The organism is Luteimonas aquatica (genome assembly GCF_022662575.1).
In the GTDB taxonomy this organism is placed as follows: Bacteria; Pseudomonadota; Gammaproteobacteria; order Xanthomonadales; family Xanthomonadaceae; genus Luteimonas; species Luteimonas aquatica.
In genome coordinates, this window is sequence record NZ_JALBFU010000022.1 from 1 (window position 1) to 17587 (window position 17587).

13 protein-coding genes, 4 tRNA genes and 2 pseudogenes are annotated in these 17587 nt (G+C 70.5%); 5 read left to right on the forward strand and 14 right to left on the reverse strand.

Features of this window, described 5'->3' with window-relative positions:
* The 6 genes and pseudogenes from tuf to MD221_RS17130 all read right to left on the reverse strand — a co-directional run.
* A partial coding sequence (gene tuf, locus MD221_RS17105; RefSeq protein ID WP_242113308.1) for an elongation factor Tu occupies window positions 1–1189 on the reverse strand: 1189 nt, incomplete at its 3' end.
* A 97-nt stretch (window positions 1190–1286) separates the two neighbouring features.
* Window positions 1287–1362: transfer RNA gene (locus MD221_RS17110), tRNA-Thr, on the reverse strand.
* Between the two features lie 33 nt (window positions 1363–1395).
* Window positions 1396–1469, reverse strand: a tRNA-Gly gene (locus MD221_RS17115).
* 21 nt (window positions 1470–1490) lie between these two features.
* A tRNA-Tyr gene (locus tag MD221_RS17120) sits at window positions 1491–1576 on the reverse strand.
* Between the two features lie 115 nt (window positions 1577–1691).
* Entirely contained in the window at window positions 1692–2642 is a 951-nt protein-coding gene (locus tag MD221_RS17125; RefSeq protein WP_242113351.1) for an isoaspartyl peptidase/L-asparaginase family protein, read from the reverse strand.
* A 240-nt stretch (window positions 2643–2882) separates the two neighbouring features.
* A pseudogene (locus tag MD221_RS17130) lies at window positions 2883–3653 on the reverse strand (cyanophycinase); the annotation flags it as partial.
* Between the two features lie 127 nt (window positions 3654–3780).
* Between MD221_RS17130 and MD221_RS17135 the strand changes: the two are divergent.
* The 3 genes from MD221_RS17135 (at window position 3781) to MD221_RS17145 (ending at window position 8572) form a co-directional block, all read left to right on the forward strand.
* Window positions 3781–4362, forward strand: coding sequence for an RNA polymerase sigma factor (locus MD221_RS17135; protein WP_242113313.1), 582 nt, complete (start codon window positions 3781–3783; stop codon window positions 4360–4362).
* Window positions 4343–5368 (forward strand): FecR family protein, encoded by a 1026-nt coding sequence (locus tag MD221_RS17140; protein WP_242113318.1) that lies wholly within the window; start codon window positions 4343–4345, stop codon window positions 5366–5368. The genes MD221_RS17135 and MD221_RS17140 overlap by 20 nt, the downstream gene beginning before the upstream one ends.
* Window positions 5369–5455: 87 nt before the next feature.
* Complete coding sequence (locus MD221_RS17145) at window positions 5456–8572, forward strand: TonB-dependent receptor (RefSeq protein WP_242113320.1); 3117 nt, start codon at window positions 5456–5458, stop codon at window positions 8570–8572.
* Between the two features lie 45 nt (window positions 8573–8617).
* Here MD221_RS17145 and ychF read toward each other — a convergent pair whose 3' ends face one another.
* From ychF to MD221_RS17185, 8 genes are all read right to left on the reverse strand, one after another.
* Window positions 8618–9709: a redox-regulated ATPase YchF gene (gene ychF / locus MD221_RS17150; RefSeq protein WP_242113326.1), complete on the reverse strand. Its 1092-nt coding sequence runs from the start codon at window positions 9707–9709 to the stop codon at window positions 8618–8620.
* 164 nt (window positions 9710–9873) lie between these two features.
* Window positions 9874–10455: an aminoacyl-tRNA hydrolase gene (pth, locus tag MD221_RS17155; RefSeq protein WP_242113335.1), complete on the reverse strand. Its 582-nt coding sequence runs from the start codon at window positions 10453–10455 to the stop codon at window positions 9874–9876.
* Between the two features lie 78 nt (window positions 10456–10533).
* Entirely contained in the window at window positions 10534–11190 is a 657-nt protein-coding gene (locus MD221_RS17160; RefSeq protein ID WP_242113338.1) for a 50S ribosomal protein L25/general stress protein Ctc, read from the reverse strand.
* Between the two features lie 164 nt (window positions 11191–11354).
* The gene (locus MD221_RS17165; RefSeq protein ID WP_242113341.1) at window positions 11355–12314 is read right to left on the reverse strand and encodes a ribose-phosphate diphosphokinase; all 960 of its coding nucleotides are present in this window, start codon (window positions 12312–12314) and stop codon (window positions 11355–11357) included.
* A gap of 162 nt (window positions 12315–12476) precedes the next feature.
* Window positions 12477–12553 (reverse strand) — tRNA-Gln (locus MD221_RS17170).
* A 42-nt stretch (window positions 12554–12595) separates the two neighbouring features.
* Window positions 12596–13474 carry a 4-(cytidine 5'-diphospho)-2-C-methyl-D-erythritol kinase gene (gene ispE, locus MD221_RS17175; protein WP_242113345.1) on the reverse strand — a complete coding sequence of 293 codons (879 nt, stop codon included), beginning with the start codon at window positions 13472–13474 and terminating at the stop codon, window positions 12596–12598.
* Complete coding sequence (gene lolB / locus MD221_RS17180; protein WP_242113347.1) at window positions 13471–14088, reverse strand: lipoprotein insertase outer membrane protein LolB; 618 nt, start codon at window positions 14086–14088, stop codon at window positions 13471–13473. Before lolB ends, ispE begins: the two co-directional genes overlap by 4 nt.
* Complete coding sequence (locus tag MD221_RS17185; RefSeq protein WP_242113349.1) at window positions 14085–15776, reverse strand: tetratricopeptide repeat protein; 1692 nt, start codon at window positions 15774–15776, stop codon at window positions 14085–14087. Before MD221_RS17185 ends, lolB begins: the two co-directional genes overlap by 4 nt.
* A gap of 236 nt (window positions 15777–16012) precedes the next feature.
* Between MD221_RS17185 and hemA the strand changes: the two genes are divergently transcribed.
* Window positions 16013–17329 carry a glutamyl-tRNA reductase gene (gene hemA, locus MD221_RS17190; protein ID WP_242113350.1) on the forward strand — a complete coding sequence of 439 codons (1317 nt, stop codon included), beginning with the start codon at window positions 16013–16015 and terminating at the stop codon, window positions 17327–17329.
* A gap of 66 nt (window positions 17330–17395) precedes the next feature.
* Window positions 17396–17587: pseudogene (gene prfA / locus MD221_RS17195) on the forward strand (peptide chain release factor 1); the annotation flags it as partial.

Consider the following 17587-nt stretch of genomic DNA (forward strand, 5'->3'; position numbering starts at 1 on the left):
ACTTGATGATCTTGGCCACCACGCCGGCGCCGACCGTACGGCCGCCCTCGCGGATCGCGAAGCGCAGGCCCTCGTCCATCGCCACCGGGTTGATCAGCGACACCACCATCTTGATGTTGTCGCCAGGCATCACCATCTCCACGCCTTCCGGCAGCGTCACCGCACCGGTGATGTCCGTCGTGCGGAAGTAGAACTGCGGACGGTAGCCCTTGAAGAACGGCGTGTGACGACCGCCCTCGTCCTTCGACAGCACGTACACCTCCGCCTCGAAGTCCGTGTGCGGCGTGATGCTGCCCGGCTTGGCCAGCACCTGCCCGCGCTCCACTTCCTCGCGCTTGGTGCCGCGCAGCAGCAGGCCCGCGTTGTCGCCCGCCTGGCCCTGGTCCAGCAGCTTGCGGAACATCTCCACGCCCGTCACCGTCGTCTTGGCCGTCGGACGGATGCCCACGATCTCCACTTCGTCGCCCACCTTGATGATGCCGCGCTCGATGCGCCCGGTCACCACCGTGCCGCGGCCCGAAATCGAGAACACGTCTTCCACCGGCATCAGGAACGGCTTGTCGATGTCGCGCTCGGGCTGCGGAATGTAGCTGTCCAGCGCGTCCACCAGCTTGATGATCGCAGGCACGCCGATCTCCGACTGGTCGCCTTCCAGCGCCTTCAGCGCCGAACCCTTCACGATCGGCGTGTCGTCGCCCGGGAACTCGTACTTCGACAGAAGCTCGCGCACTTCCATCTCCACCAGCTCCAGCAGCTCCGCGTCGTCCACCATGTCCGCCTTGTTCAGGAAGACCACGATGTACGGCACGCCCACCTGGCGCGCCAGCAGGATGTGCTCGCGCGTCTGCGGCATCGGGCCGTCGGCGGCCGAGCACACCAGGATCGCGCCGTCCATCTGCGCCGCGCCCGTGATCATGTTCTTCACGTAGTCCGCGTGACCCGGGCAGTCCACGTGCGCGTAGTGGCGGCTGGCCGACTCGTATTCCACGTGCGCCGTCGAAATCGTGATGCCGCGCGCCTTCTCTTCCGGCGCCGCGTCGATCGCGTCGTATGCCTTGAACTCACCGCCGAAACGCTCAGCGCCCACCTTCGTCAGCGCCGCCGTCAGCGTCGTCTTTCCGTGGTCCACGTGACCGATCGTGCCCACGTTCACGTGGGGCTTGGTGCGCTCGAACTTACCCTTGGCCATGGCTGTGCTTCTCGCTGAACTTGTTTAGTTGGGAATACTGCTTTTCAGTGGAAAGTCCGGCCATGGATGGCCGGGCTGTCGCGGAAGGATCCGCATATGGTGCTCACGAATGGAATCGAACCATCGACCTCCTCCTTACCAAGGAGGTGCTCTACCGACTGAGCTACGTGAGCGTTGAAACTGTGGGCCCGACTCGGGAATATCAATGGAGCGGGAGACGGGAATCGAACCCGCACTAGTAGCTTGGAAGGCTACAGTTCTACCATTGAACTACTCCCGCGCCGTGTTGCTTGGACCGGCTTGGTGGAGGGAGGTGGATTCGAACCACCGAAGGCGTGAGCCAGCAGATTTACAGTCTGCCCCCGTTGGCCGCTTGGGTATCCCTCCGGTCGTCGTAAACCCGTGAAACAGCCCGCGATTTTGACGCCGGGTCGACTTGATGTCAACGGTCAGACAGCGGTTCGCATCCTCGCGCGGCCGACGGTCCGCATTGCCCGCCCGCTCAGGGCCCGGCGCCCGCCGGCAAGGGCAGGGTCTCGTCCGAATACAGGGCCACGTGCGGGACGCCGTCCGCGCCGATCCAGCCGCGGGCCATGCCCTCGGTATTGAACGGCATGGCCAGACGCCCGCCGGCCGAGAGCACGATCGCGCCGCCGTCGCCGCCCAGGGCCGGGATTCGCTCGTTGATCACCACCCGGCCGGCCCGCTCTGGCGATTCGCCGAGATAGGCCATGCGCGAGCAAATCTCATGCGCGGCCGAGACGCGAATGTAGAACTCGCCCCACCCGGTCCCCGACACTGCGCAGTCGGCGCTGGCATAGGTGCCGGCACCGATGATCGGGGAATCCCCGACCCGGCCGTAGCGCTTGTTGGTCATGCCACCGGTGGAGGTGCCGGCGGCCAGATGGCCCTCCCCGTCCAGGGCGAGGGCGCCGACGGTGCCGAAATGCCTGGCGGTGGCGATGTCGGCGTGCGGCTGCCTGGCGGCCTCCTCCCTCAGCGCCCGCTGCAGCTGCTCCCAGCGGCGCTCGGTGCGGAAATAGGACGGGTCGACCAGGGTCACGCCCTGCTCCCTGGCGAAGGCCTCGGCGCCGTCGCCGACCATCATCACGTGCGGCGAATGCTCCAGGACGGCGCGCGCCAGCAGGATCGGATTCCTGACCCGGTGCACGCCGGCGACCGCGCCGGCCTTCAGGGTGGCGCCGTCCATCAGCGAGGCGTCGAGCTCGTTCTTGCCGTCGTGGGTGAACACCGCCCCCTTGCCGGCGTTGAACTGCGGCGAATCCTCGAGCACGGTGATGGCGGCCGTCACCGCCTCCAGCGCGGGCTTGCCGGCGGCCAGGCGCGCATGGCCGGCGCGCAGCGCCTCCTCCAGGCCGGTGCGCATGGCCGCCTCGTCGGCGGGCGTCATGCCGGCGCGTTCCACGCCGGCGCCGCCGTGGATGACCAGCATGGGGCTGTCCTTGGCCACCAGGATGCCGTCGCGCACCTGGTAGCGGCGGGTGAACACGGGGGCGTCGACCCGCCCTTCCGGGAGGTGCAGGCGGGACGCGCTGCCCACGCCGATCACCTCCACGCGTGCCAGGTTCATCGGCGCGTCCTCGGCCTGGGCCTGCGCGAAGCCGCCGCGCACCACCGTCGCGCCGGCGCGCGGCCTGGTCACGTAGACCCGCGCGCTGCCGTCGCCCTCCACCGCCACGGCGGCGTCCTCGTCCACGCCCAGGCCGGTCAAGGCGCGGCCGCCGGCCTGGCTCTCCGCCTTGGCGAGGAAGGCGATCAGCCGGCCCAGGCGGTCGCGCTCGCTGAAATGCGTGTCGGTGACCACGCCCTTGAGCCGGTCCAGGTGCAGGAAGCCGGTCTCGATGGTGTTGCCCGGCCCCAGCGGGTCGGCCAGGGCGCGCGGACTGATCTGGCTCCCTCCGTCCATGGCGGCATACAGGTACTCGCCGAGGATCGCGAGCCCGGCGCTGGTGCCGCCGAGCGGCTTGCCGGCCCGCACGTGCGCGTCGAGCGCCGCGGCGACCGGCGTGTCCTTCCAGAAGCGCACGTAGCGCGACTGGTCGCCGCCGGCGATGAAAATGCCGTCCGCCCTGGCCAGGCTGTCGAGGACGGCGGCATCGGTGGCGCCGTCGCGGCCGCCGAACACGAAGGTTTCCACCGACGCCGCGCCGCCCACTTCCCGGTAGAACTCCTCGCCCACCTCGCCGGCCTGCGAGGCGCGCAACACGACGATGTGGCCGTTGCCCGCCTTCTTGAGGAACCAGCGCAGGGCGTCGTGGTTGCGGTCGCCGCCGCCCATCAGCAACAGGCCCGATTCCACCTTGCCCGGCGTGGGCGCCTTCGGATCGCCCAGCAGGTAGTGGCGGACATCGGCGGCCATCGCCGGCAGGGCGGCCAGGCACAGGATCCCTACCGTGAACAGCCGTGCCGTCAACGGCGATGACGTGGCGAAGGAAGCTTTCATAGCGCGGACACCCTGAGAGGCGGAGGCGGACGATGGCAGATTCGCCCGATGATGACGAGCAAGTGCGCGCCATCCCCCAGTCGCCGGCCCGCCTCCGCCACCGTGCGGCTTCCGCTATCGTGTCGCCATGCCCTCGCCCCTCGACGACTGGTTCAAGCGCGAGATCCTCGTCCACGAAGCGGCCCTGGCCGGCTATCTGCGCCGCTGCTGGCCGCATGCGGACGAACTGCACGACCTGCGCCAGGAAATCTACGTGCGGGTCTACGAAGCCGCCGGCAAGGCCCTGCCCGGCCAGCCCAAATCCTTCCTGTTCGCCACCGCGCGCCATCTGATGACCGACCGCCTGCGCCGCAGCCGGGTGGTGTCGATCGAGGCGATGGGTGATATCGAGTCCTTGAACGTCTTGGTGGATGAGGTGTCCCCCGAACGCTGGTGCGGCGGGCGGCAGACGCTGAAGCAGCTGGCCGAGGCCTTCGACCGCCTTCCCGATCGCTGCCGGGAAGTGTTCTGGCTCAGGCGGGTCGAGGAACTGCCGCAGAAGGAGGTGGCGATGCGCCTGGGCATCAGCGAGAAAACGGTCGAGAAGCACATCGCCCGGGGCATGCGCCTGCTCGCCGACCATTTCTACAGCGCGACGCCGGACCCGCCCGCGGTCCGGGAGGCGCGACGCGACATCGATCAGGGCCGGAATGGACAGCAGGCAGATTGAACAGGCCGCCGCCGACTGGCTGGCCCGGCGCGGAAGCGGCGCCTGGCGGGACCAGGACCAGGCGCGATTGCAGCAATGGCTGGAGGCGGACAACGCCCACCGGGTGGCGTTTCTGCGCCTGGAGAACGTATGGACGCAAAGCGGGCGGCTGAAGGCGCTGGGCGCCGGGTGCGATCCCGGCACGATTCCCGAGCGCGGCATCTGGCGACCGGGGGACATCGATCGCAGCCGCCGGCCCGGACTGGTCCCGGCGCGTCCGCGCGCGCACTGGCCGCGCCGCGCCGGTCTGCTGTTCCTGCTCGCGATCGTGGTCGGCGCGGGCTACGGCTGGCGCCAGTCCACGGCGGTGGCGCGCGCCACCTACGAGAGCGCCCTTGGTGACCTGCGCTCCCTGGACCTGGCCGACGGTTCCGAGGTGGTGCTCAGCAGCGACAGCCGCGTCGACGTGGCGTTGTCGCGGCAGCGGCGCCAGGTCAGGCTGGAACGCGGCGAGGCCCTGTTCGAGGTCGCCAAGGATCGCGAACGTCCCTTCATGGTCGAGGCGGGCGGCCGGCGCGTGACGGCGGTCGGCACCCGCTTCTCGGTGCGCCGCGAGGGCGGGCAGCTGCGGGTGATCGTGACGGAGGGTCGCGTGCGGCTCGCGCGTCTGGACAGCGGCGGCGCGGAAGGCGCCGAGCCCCCCACCCTTCTCTCCGCCGGCAGCATCGCCCTGGCCGGACCGGATAGCGTTCTGGTGCGCCGCGTGCCGCTCGCCGAGGCCGAGCGCCAGTTGGACTGGCGCAACGGCTACCTCAGCTTCGAAGACGCCTCGTTGCGGGAAGCCGCGGCCGAGTTCAACCGCTACAACCGGCGCAAACTGGTGATCGCCGACGAGGCCGCGGCGGAGCTGCGGGTGGGCGGCCGCTTCCACTGGTCCAACACCGATGCCTTCGTGCGCCTGCTGGAGCAGGGATTCCCGATCCGCGCCGTGCGCCGGACCGATCGCGTGGAGCTGCGCAGCCGCTGAGCGGGGCGGCCATGGCGGGATTTGCCGCGCTCGCACGTCATGGTCTGGCAACGGTTCGAATCGAGCGCCCCGGGGAGGGGGACAAAGATGCGCTTTTCGTTGCGGACACCGCTGTTGGTCACCGCCTGCTGCATCGCCCTGAGCGCGCACGCGCAGGCGGCCGCGCGGCACGTGGACATTCCCGCCGGGAGCCTGGCGGCCGGGCTCGACGCGCTGGCGCGCCAGTCCGACACGCAGATGATCTACCGGCCCGACCAGCTCAAGGGGCTGAAGACCGGCGGCGTGCGCGGCGAGCTGAGCACCGAGCGCGCCGTCGACCGGCTGCTCCATGGCAGCGGCTTCGTCGCCCGGCGCGACGCGTCCGGCGCCTGGCTGATCGCGCGCCAGGATCCCCCCGCCGCGCCGCCTCCGCCGCGCCCGCGACCCGCGCCGGCGCCCACGCCCGCGCCTGCGGCTCCGGTCACTGAGATCGAAAGCATCCAGGTCACCGGCTCGCGCATCCCCCGCGCGCAGCTCGAGGGCCCGGCGCCGATCACGGTGATGACGTCCCAGGACATCCGCGCCAACGGCTTCGTCAGCGTGCCCGACGTGCTGCGCGCGATGACCCAGAACGGCGGCGAGACCCAGAGCCAGCAATCCGCCAGCGGCGCCGACTTCTCGCCCGGCGCGCAGCAGGTCGACCTGCGCGGCCTCGGGCCGAACCACACCCTGGTGCTGGTGAACGGCCGGCGCATCGCCGACTTCCCGATGCCGTTCAAGGGCCGCAGCAACTTCGCCGACATCTCCAACATCCCGCTCGGCATGATCGACCGCATCGAGATCCTGACCGGCAGCGCGTCGGCGATCTACGGCTCGGACGCGATCTCGGGCGTGGTCAACTTCATCCTGAAGAAGAAGGCCGACGGCACCACGATCGACTACCGCTACGGCGACACCAGCCGCGGCGGCGGCGAATCGCACAAGCTCAGCCTGTCCTCGGGGTTCGGCCGCGGCGATTTCGACGCCGTGTTCGGATTGGAGCTGCTCGACCAGAAGCCGTTGTGGGCCTACGACCGCAAGATCCAGGATTCCACCCAGGACGGCCCGACCGCGTCCGCGCGCACCGCGCGCCGCGCCTTCCTGCGCACCGCCTGGGACCCGGACGACGGCGACAACGAGTATTACGTCGATCCCGGCCAGGCCACCTGCGATGCCCTCTCCTATCTCAACGGCGGTTCGACGCGCCGCGCCGACCGTCCGCGCTGGGGGCGCTACGATCCGGCGACCGACGACTACCCGCCCGGCTATTTCTGCGGCAGCGACGCCGCGATCGGCTACGGCACCATGCTCAGCCGGCGCAAGGGGGCGAACGCCTACGGCTCGATGCACTACCGCTTCGATGACCGCCTCGAATGGTTCGCCGACGTCCAGCTCGGCCATCACCAGATCGCGCTGTTCCGCGACGTCGGGCAGTGGAGCTACCAGGCGCCCGACGGCAACGAGGCCGGCTACTTCTACAACCAGGCCACCGGCCAGGTCGAATACTGGCAGCGCCAGTTCGCGCCCGAGGAAATGGGCGGACTGCATCGCGGCATGATCGAGACCACGCAGAAGACCCTGGCCTTCACCACCGGCCTGACCGGCGGCCTGGGCCAGGACTGGGACTACGAGGCCGCGTTCTCGCACTCGCAGTACAAGTCCTCGATTTCCTGGCCGCAGACGGTGGCCGCGAAGGCGAACGCGCTGATGCTCGGGCCGCAGCTGGGCGTCGACGCGGACAGCGGCCTGCCGATCTTCGATGCCGACCCCGCGCGCCTGTATACGCCGCTCACCCGCGCCGAATACGACGCGATCTCCGCGCGCTCCACCTACCACCCGCGCTCGCGCACCGACACGCTCTCGTTCTCGCTGACCAACACCCGCCTGTTCGACCTGCCCGGCGGCCCGGCCGGATTCGCGGCCATCGCCGAGATCGGCAGCCAGGCCTACGACCTCAATCCGGACCCGCTGGCGACGCAGTACCACTACTACAGCTGGAAGGACTCCGACGGCCATGGCAGCCGCAACCGCTGGGCGCTGGGCGGGGAGCTGCGCCTGCCGGTGCTCGAACGGCTCAACCTCAGCCTGGCCACGCGCTACGACCGCTACCGCTTCGCCGGCGCCGGCATCGGCAAGCAGACCTTCAGCGCCGGCGTCGAATGGCGGCCGCTGGACACGCTGCTGGTGCGCGGCTCCTACGGCACCGCGTTCCGCGCGCCCGACCTGCATTACGTGTTCGCCGGGATCGGCAACGACGAGACCTCCGGCGCCGACTACTACCGCTGCCGGACCGAGGAGCCGGACGCGCCGATCGGCGACTGCAGCTATTCCGAGGAAGGCCTGGTGCGCACCCGCGAAGGCAACCGCCGGCTCGAGCCGGAAACCAGCAAGTCGTGGACCGCCGGCTTCGTCTGGTCGCCGACCGGGAATCTCGACGTCTCGGTCGACTACTACAGCATCGACATGGACGACCAGGTGCAGGACATGCGCGTGGACGCCATCCTCCAGGACGAGGCCAACTGCAGGCTCGGGCGCAAGACGGACGGCACCGCGGTCGACACCGGCTCGCCGACCTGCGTGGACGCGCTCGCGCGGGTCTCGCGGCTGTCCAACGGCAACCTCTACGGCATCTTCGTCAATCCGATCAACGTCGCCAACGAGCGCACCAGCGGCATCGACGCCAGCCTGCATTACCGCCTGCCGACGCCAATCGGCGATTTCCGACTCGCCGCCAGCTACACCCGGGTGCGCCGCCACCTGTTCCAGCAATTCGCCGGCGACGTGACCGACGACGAGTTCGCGATCAACAGCGGCTACGACATCCCGCGCACCAAGGTCGGCGCCTCGCTGAGCTGGCAGAAGGACGCCTGGACGGCGACGCTGCGCGGCGACCGGCTCGGACGCCTGCCGACCTCCGACTCCTACGACGGCGTGTACGACCCCGAGGACGCGGACGGCGTCGGCCCCTGGGTCGGCGCCACCTACCGCTACAACGCCTCGCTGCAGTACCGCATCGGCGAGCGCATGCGCATCGGCCTGACCGTGGACAACCTCTTCGACAAGATGCCGCCGAAGGATCCGACCTACACGGCCTATCCCTACTACGACATCTCGTGGTTCGACGCGGTCGGGCGCAGCTACTACCTGAACTTCACCTACAAGTTCGGCGGCGGTCCGCTGGATTGAGCGGGCGCGGCGGCAGGCGCCGCCTCGGACTCAGACGTCGAAAACTCAGACGTTGAAGCGGAAGTGCAGGACGTCGCCTTCCTGCACCCGGTATTCCTTGCCTTCCAGGCGCAGGCGGCCGGCATCGCGCGCGCCGGCCTCGCCCTTGTACTTGAGGAAGTCGTCGTAGCCGATGGTCTCGGCGCGGATGAAGCCCTTCTCGAAGTCGGTATGGATCACGGCGGCCGCCTGCGGCGCGGTGGCGCCGGCCTTCACCGTCCAGGCGCGCACTTCCTTCACGCCGGCGGTGAAATAGGTCTGCAGGCCGAGCAGCTTGTAGGCGGCGCGGATCACCCGGTTCAGGCCGGGCTCGTCCAGGCCGAGGTCCGCGAGGAAGGCGTCGCGGTCGGCGTCGTCAAGCTGGGAGAGCTCTTCCTCGATCGCCGCCGACACCGGCACCACCTCCGCCCCTTCCGTGGCGGCGCGGGCGCGCACGGCGTCCAGGTGCGGGTTGTTCTCGAAGCCGTTCTCCAGCACGTTGGCCACGTACATCACCGGCTTGAGGGTGAGCAGGAACAGGTCGCGCACGGCCGCGCGATCGTCCTCGGACAGCGCCAGCGCGCGCGCCGGCTTGCCCGCGTCGAGTCCGGCGCGGATGCGCTGCAGCACCTCCACGCGCGCCTTGGCGTCCTTGTCGCCGGTCTTGGCCGAGCGCTCGGCGCGCTGCAGGGCCTTGTCCACCGACTCCAGGTCGGCCAGGGCCAGTTCGGTGTCGATGGTGTCGATGTCGGCGAGCGGATCGACCCTGTTGGCGACGTGGATCACGTCGGGATGGTCGAAGCAGCGCACCACGTGGGTGATCGCGTCGACCTCGCGGATGTGCGCCAGGAACTTGTTGCCCAGGCCTTCGCCGCTGGCGGCGCCGGCGACCAGGCCGGCGATGTCGACGAACTCGACCGCCGTCGGCACGACCTTCTGCGGCTTGACGATCTCCGAGAGCGCGTTCAGGCGCACGTCCGGCACCGGCACCACGCCGACGTTCGGCTCGATGGTGCAGAAGGGGAAGTTGGCCGCGGCGATGCCCGCCTTGGTCAGCGCGTTGAAGAGCGTGGACTTGCCGACGTTCGGCAGGCCGACGATGCCGCATTTGATGCCCATGGCGTGATGATCCGTGATTCGTTGGAAAGCGTTGCGGTTGTGCTGGTTGCTTGTCGTTCTTGCGCGCCGTTCCGGCGAAGACCGGAATCCATGCTGCTTTCGTCGGCGAAGCCGGCGGCAAGCTCAGGACGGCCCCGGCCTGCGCCGGGACGACGGCCTTTTCCTCAGGTCTTGCCGGTGTGCAGGCGCTTCATCGCCTCGTTGAAATCGCCCTGCACCGCCAGCGGCAGCACGTCGAGCGCATCGTCGATGGAACGTGCGATCTCGACGTCGTCGCCGGCCGAGGCACGGCCCAGCACCCAGCCGGTGACCTTGTTCTTGTCGCCGGGATGGCCGATGCCGATGCGCAGGCGGTGGAACCTGCCGTGGCCGAGCACGCGGATGGTGTCGCGCAGGCCGTTCTGGCCGCCATGGCCGCCGTCGAACTTCAGGCGTGCGACGCCCGGCGGCAGGTCGAGCTCGTCGTGCACCAGCAGCGTCTCCTCCGGCTCGATCTTCCAGAAGCGCAGCGCGGCCAGCACCGACTTGCCGCTGAGGTTCATGAAGGTGGCCGGCTTCAGCAGCCAGACCGGGCGCCCGCCGATCTCGGCCTTGGCGCTTTCGCCGAACAGCTTGGCGTCGATGCCGAAGCGAGCGCCGGTCTTGTCGGCGAGCGCGTCGACAAAACGGAACCCGGCGTTGTGCCGGGTCCGTGCGTGCTCGGGACCGGGGTTACCCAGCCCGACGATGAGTCGCAAGCCTGCCATCAGAAGACCGGTGTCGCGCGACGGCGGACGGGGCATCGATGCCGCCCCATCCGCCGATGCGCGAGCGCATCGCTGCGCTTACTTGTCGTCCTTCTCTTCCTTGCCCGCGGCCGGGGCTTCGCCTTCCTCGTCTTCGGCGGCCGGCTCTTCCTCGACGCGGGCGTGGCGGGCCACGACGACGGCGACGTCATGGTCGGCGCCCAGCTTGAGCTCGGGGATCTCCACGCCCTTGGGCAGCTTGATCTCCGACAGGTGCACGGTGGCGCCGAGCTCGAGGTTGGACAGGTCGACCTCGATGTACTCCGGCAGGTCCTTCGGCAGGCAGCTCACCTGCACTTCGTTGAGCTCGTGCGTGACCACGACCTCGGAGGACTTGCCGGCCGGCGAAGCGTCCTCGTTGAGGAAGTGCAGCGGCACCGCGACGCGGATCGCCTCGTTCTCGCTCACGCGCTGGAAGTCCAGGTGCATGATCAGCTGCTTGAACGGATGGCGCTGCATGTCGCGCAGGAGCACCTTCTGCACCTTGCCGTCGACTTCCAGGTCGAGGATCGAGGAGTAGAACCACTCGTGCTGGCTGGCCAGCCAGGTCTTTTCGTGCTCGAGCTGGATGCTCTGCGGGTCGGCGTGACCGCCGTAGATGACGGCCGGAATCTGCGCCGCATGACGCAGGCGGCGGCTCGCACCTTTCCCCTCGTCTTTGCGGCCGACGGCCTGGATCTTGTGTTGGGTTGCCATTGCTGTTTACTCACTTTGCGATGAACCGCCTCGCGGCGGGGATGAGACTCTTCCGCGACCAGAAGAGCCTTGAAGCGGCCGGACGAAGCCGGCATTGCGATTGCGCGACGGCGGGCCGTCGCGCGGGTCTTGCATCGTTCCGGATCGCGCCGATCCGGACCGCGTCAATCCAGGTACAGCGAACTCACCGACTCGCCGAAGGCGACGCGACGGATCGTCTCGGCCAGCAGCTCGGCCACGCTGAGCTGGCGGATGCGGCCGCAGCCGCGCGCGGCCTCGGTCAGCGGGATCGTGTCGGTGACCACCAGCTCGTCGAGCTGCGACTTGGTCACGTTGTCGATCGCCGCGCCCGAGAGCACGGCATGCGTGCAGTACGCCACCACCTTGGTGGCGCCCTGCGCCTTGAGCGCCGCCGCCGCCGCGCACAGGGTGCCGGCGGTGTCGACGATGTCGTCGACCAGCACGCAGATCTTGCCCTCGACGTCGCCGATGATGTTCATCACCGTGGCCACGTTGGCGCGCGGCCGGCGCTTGTCGATGATCGCCAGGTCCGCGTCGTCCAGGCGCTTGGCGATCGCGCGGGCGCGCACCACGCCGCCGACGTCGGGCGAGACCACGATCAGGTTGTCGGTGCCGTGCGCGCGCCAGATGTCGGCCAGCAGCAGCGGCGAGGCGTACACGTTGTCGACCGGGATGTCGAAGAAGCCCTGGATCTGGTCGGCGTGCAGGTCCACCGTCAGCACCCGGTCGGCGCCGGCGACGGTGATCATCTTCGCCGCCACCTTGGCCGTGATCGGCACGCGCGAGGAGCGCAGGCGGCGATCCTGGCGGGCGTAGCCGAAATACGGCACCACGGCGGTGACGCTGCCGGCCGAGGCGCGCTTGAGCGCGTCGATCAGCACCAGCAGCTCCATGAAGTGCTCGGCGGTGGGCGCGCTGGTGGGCTGCACCACGAACACGTCCTGCCGGCGCACGTTCTCCTCGATCTCGACCTGCACCTCGCCGTCGGAGAACGTGGACACCAGCGCCTTGCCCGGCCGCACCCCGAGCTCGCGGCAGACCGCGTGCGCCAGCGGCTTGTTCGCATTCCCGGAGAAGATCAGCAGGTTGCTCTCTTCTTTCATTTTTCTGCTCCGCATCGCTCTGACCGAAGGGGCCTTTACCCGTTTCCGCGACGCCAAGACATCACGGGCTTTTGGTGGAAAGTCCGCACACCAACCTCGTGCAGGCTTCTAGTGGAAAGTCCGCACATGGATGTGCGGGCTGTTGTGGAGGGACCCACGTAATGGCAGGGGCGGCAGGATTCGAACCTGCGGATGCCGGGATCAAAACCCGGTGCCTTGGGCCACTTGGCGACGCCCCTGCATTTGCAACCTGATGTAGGAACGCTCCTACGACCGCTTTGTCACGTCCGGTACGCTTCGAGGGCCGCGAGCAGCGGCGAACGCGGCGCGCCTTCCGCCACCCAGCCCTTCAGGCCGGGCGGCAGCCGCGCCAGCGCCGCCTGCGCGGATTCGCGGTCGGCGAATTCGACGAAGCAGCCGCTGCCCGACCCGGTCAGATGCGCCGATCCCAGCTGCGACAGCGCGGCGAAGGCGGCCTCGACGGCCGGCTCGCGGCGGCGCAGCACGGGCTCGAACGCATTGCCGAGCCGAACTCCCGAAACGAAGTCGGATATTGTCGCGGGCGCGGCATTCCTCGTCAATTCAGATGCTTGGAACAGGGCCGCGGTGGCGGCGTGGACGCCGGGATCGACCAGCAGGTACCAGGCCGGCGGCAATGCGACAGGGGTCAGCCGCTCGCCCACGCCCTCGGCCCAGGCGTTCTCGCCACGGATGAAGACCGGGACGTCGGCACCCAGGCGCAGGCCCAGGGCGGCGAGCCGCCCGGTGTCCAGCCCCAGGCCCCAGAGCGCATTGAGCGCCACCAGCACGGTCGCCGCGTCCGAGGAACCACCACCAAAGCCGGCGCCGGCAGGAATGCGTTTTTCGACGACGATATCGGCACCTTGGCCGCAATTGAATTCAGATTGCAGCAACATCGCGGCACGCACGGCGAGATCGTCCGCTTCCGCCACTCCGGCCGCCGACGCCCCGTGGCGCTGGATGCGGCCGTCCTGGCGACGGCGCAGGCGCAGCGTGTCGCCCCAGTCGAGCATCCTGAACACGGTTTGCAGCAGGTGATAGCCGTCCGGCCGCCGGCCGGTGATGCGCAGGAACAGGTTCAGCTTGGCCGGCGCGGGCCAGCGCGACCAGCCCTCGGGGTCCTGCGCGACAGGGCTCATGGCGCGTCCGCGCCGTTCCAGCCGTCCACCACCAGCTTCACCCGCGCCTGCTCCCGATGGGCATCGAGGCGATCGGGCAGGTCGCCCTGCGCCGGCCATGTGTAGTCGATGGTCCAGCCGTCCTGCTCGATCCGCAGCGGGCGCCCGTCCGGACCGGGAACGATCCGCGCCGGCGCGGAGCTGCCGGCCGGCAGGCCGCGCAGCCAGTCGGCCAGTGCGGCCACCGGAATGTCCCAGCCGGTGGCCCGGAACAGCAGTTCGTCCGCGTCGGCGCCCTCGCGCGCGCCGCCGGCCAGGCCGTCCAGCCGCGCGGTGCCGGGGCCGCCGCTCAGGCGCCAGCTCTGGCGGGTGATCGGGGCGCTGAGCGCGACCTCGTACCCTGCGCCGCGCTGGCGCCACTCGAGGCGGCCGCTGCCGCCCTTGCGGCCGTTGGACACCGCGACCCGGCCGGCCAGCGACCAGTCGCCGATCGCCCGCAGGCGCGCCGACCGCGCGGCCTCGCGCTCGCCGGCGTCCGCCAGTACCGCCTGCGGCGGCGGCCCGGTGCGCGGCGCGGTCGCGCAGGCCGCCAGGACGGCGACGGACGCCGCGAGCAGGACGCCGCGCAGCCTCATGCGCCCGTTTTCTCCAGCGCGCGCTTGAGGGCGCGGTTCTCGGGATCGGCCTTGCGCGCCTCGTCGAAGTACTTGCGCGCCTCTTCCCGCTTGCCGCTCATCCACAGCACCTCGGCCAGGTGGGCAGCGATCTCCGGATCGTTCGACAGCGTGTAGGCGCGGCGCAGCTCGACCGCGGCCTCGCTCTTGCGCCCCAGGCGATAGAGCACCCAGCCGTAGCTGTCGATGATCGCGCCGTTGTCCGGCTCGGCCACGCGGGCGCGGTCGATCAGCTCCAGCGCTTCGGTGTAGCGCGTGGTGCGGTCGGCCAGCGTGTAGCCGAGCGCGTTGAGCGCGGTGGTGTTGTCGGGTTCGGCGACCAGGACCTTGCGCAGGTCCGCCTCGGCGCGCGGGATGTCGTCGCGGCGCTCCCACATCAGCGCGCGGGCGTACAGCAGCGCCGTGGAGTCGGGATAGGCGGCCAGCCCGCGCGCATAGGCGTCCATTTCGCCGCGCGCGTCCTTGTCGTCCAGGCGCAGCTCCGCTTCCAGCAGGTAGGCGTCGCCGCGCGTCTCGTCGTCGGCGGCGGCATCGGACTGCATCACCCGCAGGTTGGCGTAGGCCTCGTCCTTGCGCTTGAGGGTATGCAGCAGCTTCGCGGTCAGCAGTTGCGCCCGCCCGCGCTCGTCGCCGCCGGGCACGCTGGCATACCAGGCCAGCGCCTCGTCGTTGAGTCCCAGCAGTTCGGCGATCTGCCCGAGCAGCAGGCGCCGGTCCGGATCGGGATCGGTGGAGTTGCGCTTGATCTCCGCGTACAGCGTGCCGAGCCCGGCCTTGTTCTTGGCCTTGTCGAGCAGGCCCGCGCGCAGCGTCCAGGTGCGGTCGTCCTGGGGACCGCGCGCCAGCACCGCCTCGGCGGCGGCGAGATCGCCGAGCTGGTCGTATTCGGCGGCGATGCCGCGCCGGAAATCCGCGCTCAGCGCGCCCTTGCGCTCGATGGCGGCGAGCACCTCGCGCGCGCGCTGCGGCTGGCCGGTCTCGCGCAATTGGCTGGCGCGCAGCAGCGCCACGCGCGGCTCGTTCGGGAACTGGCGGATGACGGTCTCGACGATGCGCTCCACCAGCGCCGAATCGCCCAGGCGCAGCGCGGCGCCGCCGAACTGCAGCCAGGCCTGCACCTGGTCTGGCATGGCGCCGGCATCGAGCAGCGCGCCGATCAGGGCGGCGGACTCCTTCGGGTCGCGCGCGCCGGAGTTCAGCGCGGCCAGCGCGTAGCGCCAGCCGTTGGGATCGCTGTCGCGCAGCAGCGACTCCATCCCCTTGCGCGCGGCCCGCCGGTCGCCCTCGCGCAGCGCCAGGGTGACCTCGGCGCCGCGCATGCCCAGGGTCCGCGGCGTGCGTTCGCGCCAGAGCGCCAGCGCCTGCGCGCTGCGGACGTTGTCCTTGGCCAGCAGGCCGATGCGGGTGGCGCGCTCGGCCAGCCCGGCGTCGTCCCCGGCGCTGCGCGCCGCGCGCAGGTACCAGTCGGCCGCCTCCTCCAGGCGCCCGGCCTGCAGGGCGTATTCGCCGGCCAGGGTCGCGGTCAGCGTGTCCGCATCGACGGGCCTGGCGCCGGGGCCGGCGGCGGGCCGATCCAGGGCCGGCGCCGGAAGCGCCGCAGCGAGGGCGAAAACGCAGGCGGAAAGCAGCAGGAGACAGGAACGACGCATCGGAGACCGCCAAGCCGTAGAATGACGGCTTCAATCCGCACGAGCTTATCGCAAGCAGCTGAACGGATCTGGGGCGAAGCGCCGCGACGCGCCCCGACGAGATCGCGCGCGGCAGCGGGCCCGGCCATGGACGGGCACCGCGGACATCCCGAATCCGATCGCGCCGCGCCATGGGCGGCACCGCGCCACGTTCCGACGTCGCCATCGCGAGCCCGCCAGCCAGCCATGAGCCCCGTATGAGTTTGTTCGCCCTCGGCATCAACCACCAGACCGCTCCGGTCGCCCTGCGCGAACGCGTCGCCTTCGGCGACGAGGCCGTGCCGGCGGCGCTGGCGGCGCTGCGTGCGCTGCCGGGGGTGAAGGAGGTCGTGCTGCTGTCCACCTGCAACCGCACCGAGCTTTACGCCGAGGCCGATGGCGACGGGCAGATGCTCGCCGACTGGCTCGCCACGCATCCGGCCGACGAGGCCGGCGCGCCGCAGGAGAGCCTGCACGCCTATCTCTACCGCCACCGCGACGCCGACGCCGTGCGCCACCTGTTCCGCGTGGCCACCGGCCTGGACTCGCTGGTGCTGGGCGAGCCGCAGATCCTCGGCCAGGTGAAGCAGGCCTGGGCCGCCGCGCGCGGCGCCGGCACCCTGGGCGGCGCCCATGGCGGCATGCTCGACCGCGTCTTCCAGCACGCCTTCGTCACCGCCAAGCGCGCCCGCACCGAAACCCGCATCGGCAACAGTCCGGTGTCCGTCGCCTCGATGGCGGTGCGGCTGGCGCAGGAATCCTTCGCCCGGCTCTCCGACTCCACGGTGCTGCTGATCGGCGCCGGCGAAACCATCGAACTGGTGGCGCGCCACCTCGCCCAGGCCAAGGTGAAGCGGCTGCTGATCGCCAACCGCACCTACGTCCACGCGCAGGATCTGGCGCTGCGCCACAACGGCGCGCCGCTGCCGCTGGAAGAGCTCGACCACCACCTGTTCTCGGCGGACATCGTCTTCTCCGCCACCGCCGCGCGCGAGCCGATCCTGTCGCGCGCGCAGGTCGCGGCCGCGCTGGCCGCGCGCCGGCACCGGCCGATGCTGCTGCTCGACCTCGCCGTGCCGCGCGACATCGCCGCCGACGTCGCCGGACTCGAGGACGCCTTCCTCTACACCGTCGACGACCTGGAGCGCGCGGTGGAGGACAACCGCCGCGGCCGCCGCGAGGCGGCGGAGGACGCGGAAGCCATCGTCGAGCTGCAGGTGGCGCGCTACGCCGAGACGCTGGCCGCCGGCAGCCGCAACGAACCGCTCAAGCGCCTGCGCGCGCACGGCGAGGCCGCGCGCGGCGAAGTGCTGGCCAAGGCCAAGCAGCAGCTGGCCGCCGGCCAGTCGCCGGAGGCGGTGCTCGAATTCCTCGCCCACACCCTGACCAACCGCCTGCTGCATCCGCCGACCGCGGCGCTGCGCGAGGCGGCGGTCAACGGCGACACCGACCTGCTGCGCGCCGTCGACAGGCTGCTGCCCGGCGAAGCGGGAACGCGCGCCCCGTCGCGGGAACCGGAACCGGGAAACGGATAGCGCGCTACCCTGTCGCGTCCGCCCGCGTCCCCGTTCGTCCCCCCGCCCCCCTACTCGCCCCGCCCCATGCTGCCGACCCTGCGCCGTAAGCTCGAAGCCCTGGCCGAGCGCCGCGACGAACTGGAACGCCTGCTCGCCGATCCGGGCGTGGCCGGCGACCAGGAGCGCTTTCGCGCCTACTCGCGCGAGTTCGCCCAGCTCGAGCCGGTGGCCAGCGCGCTGGCCGAGGAGGCGCGCGCGCGCGCCGACCAGGCCGCC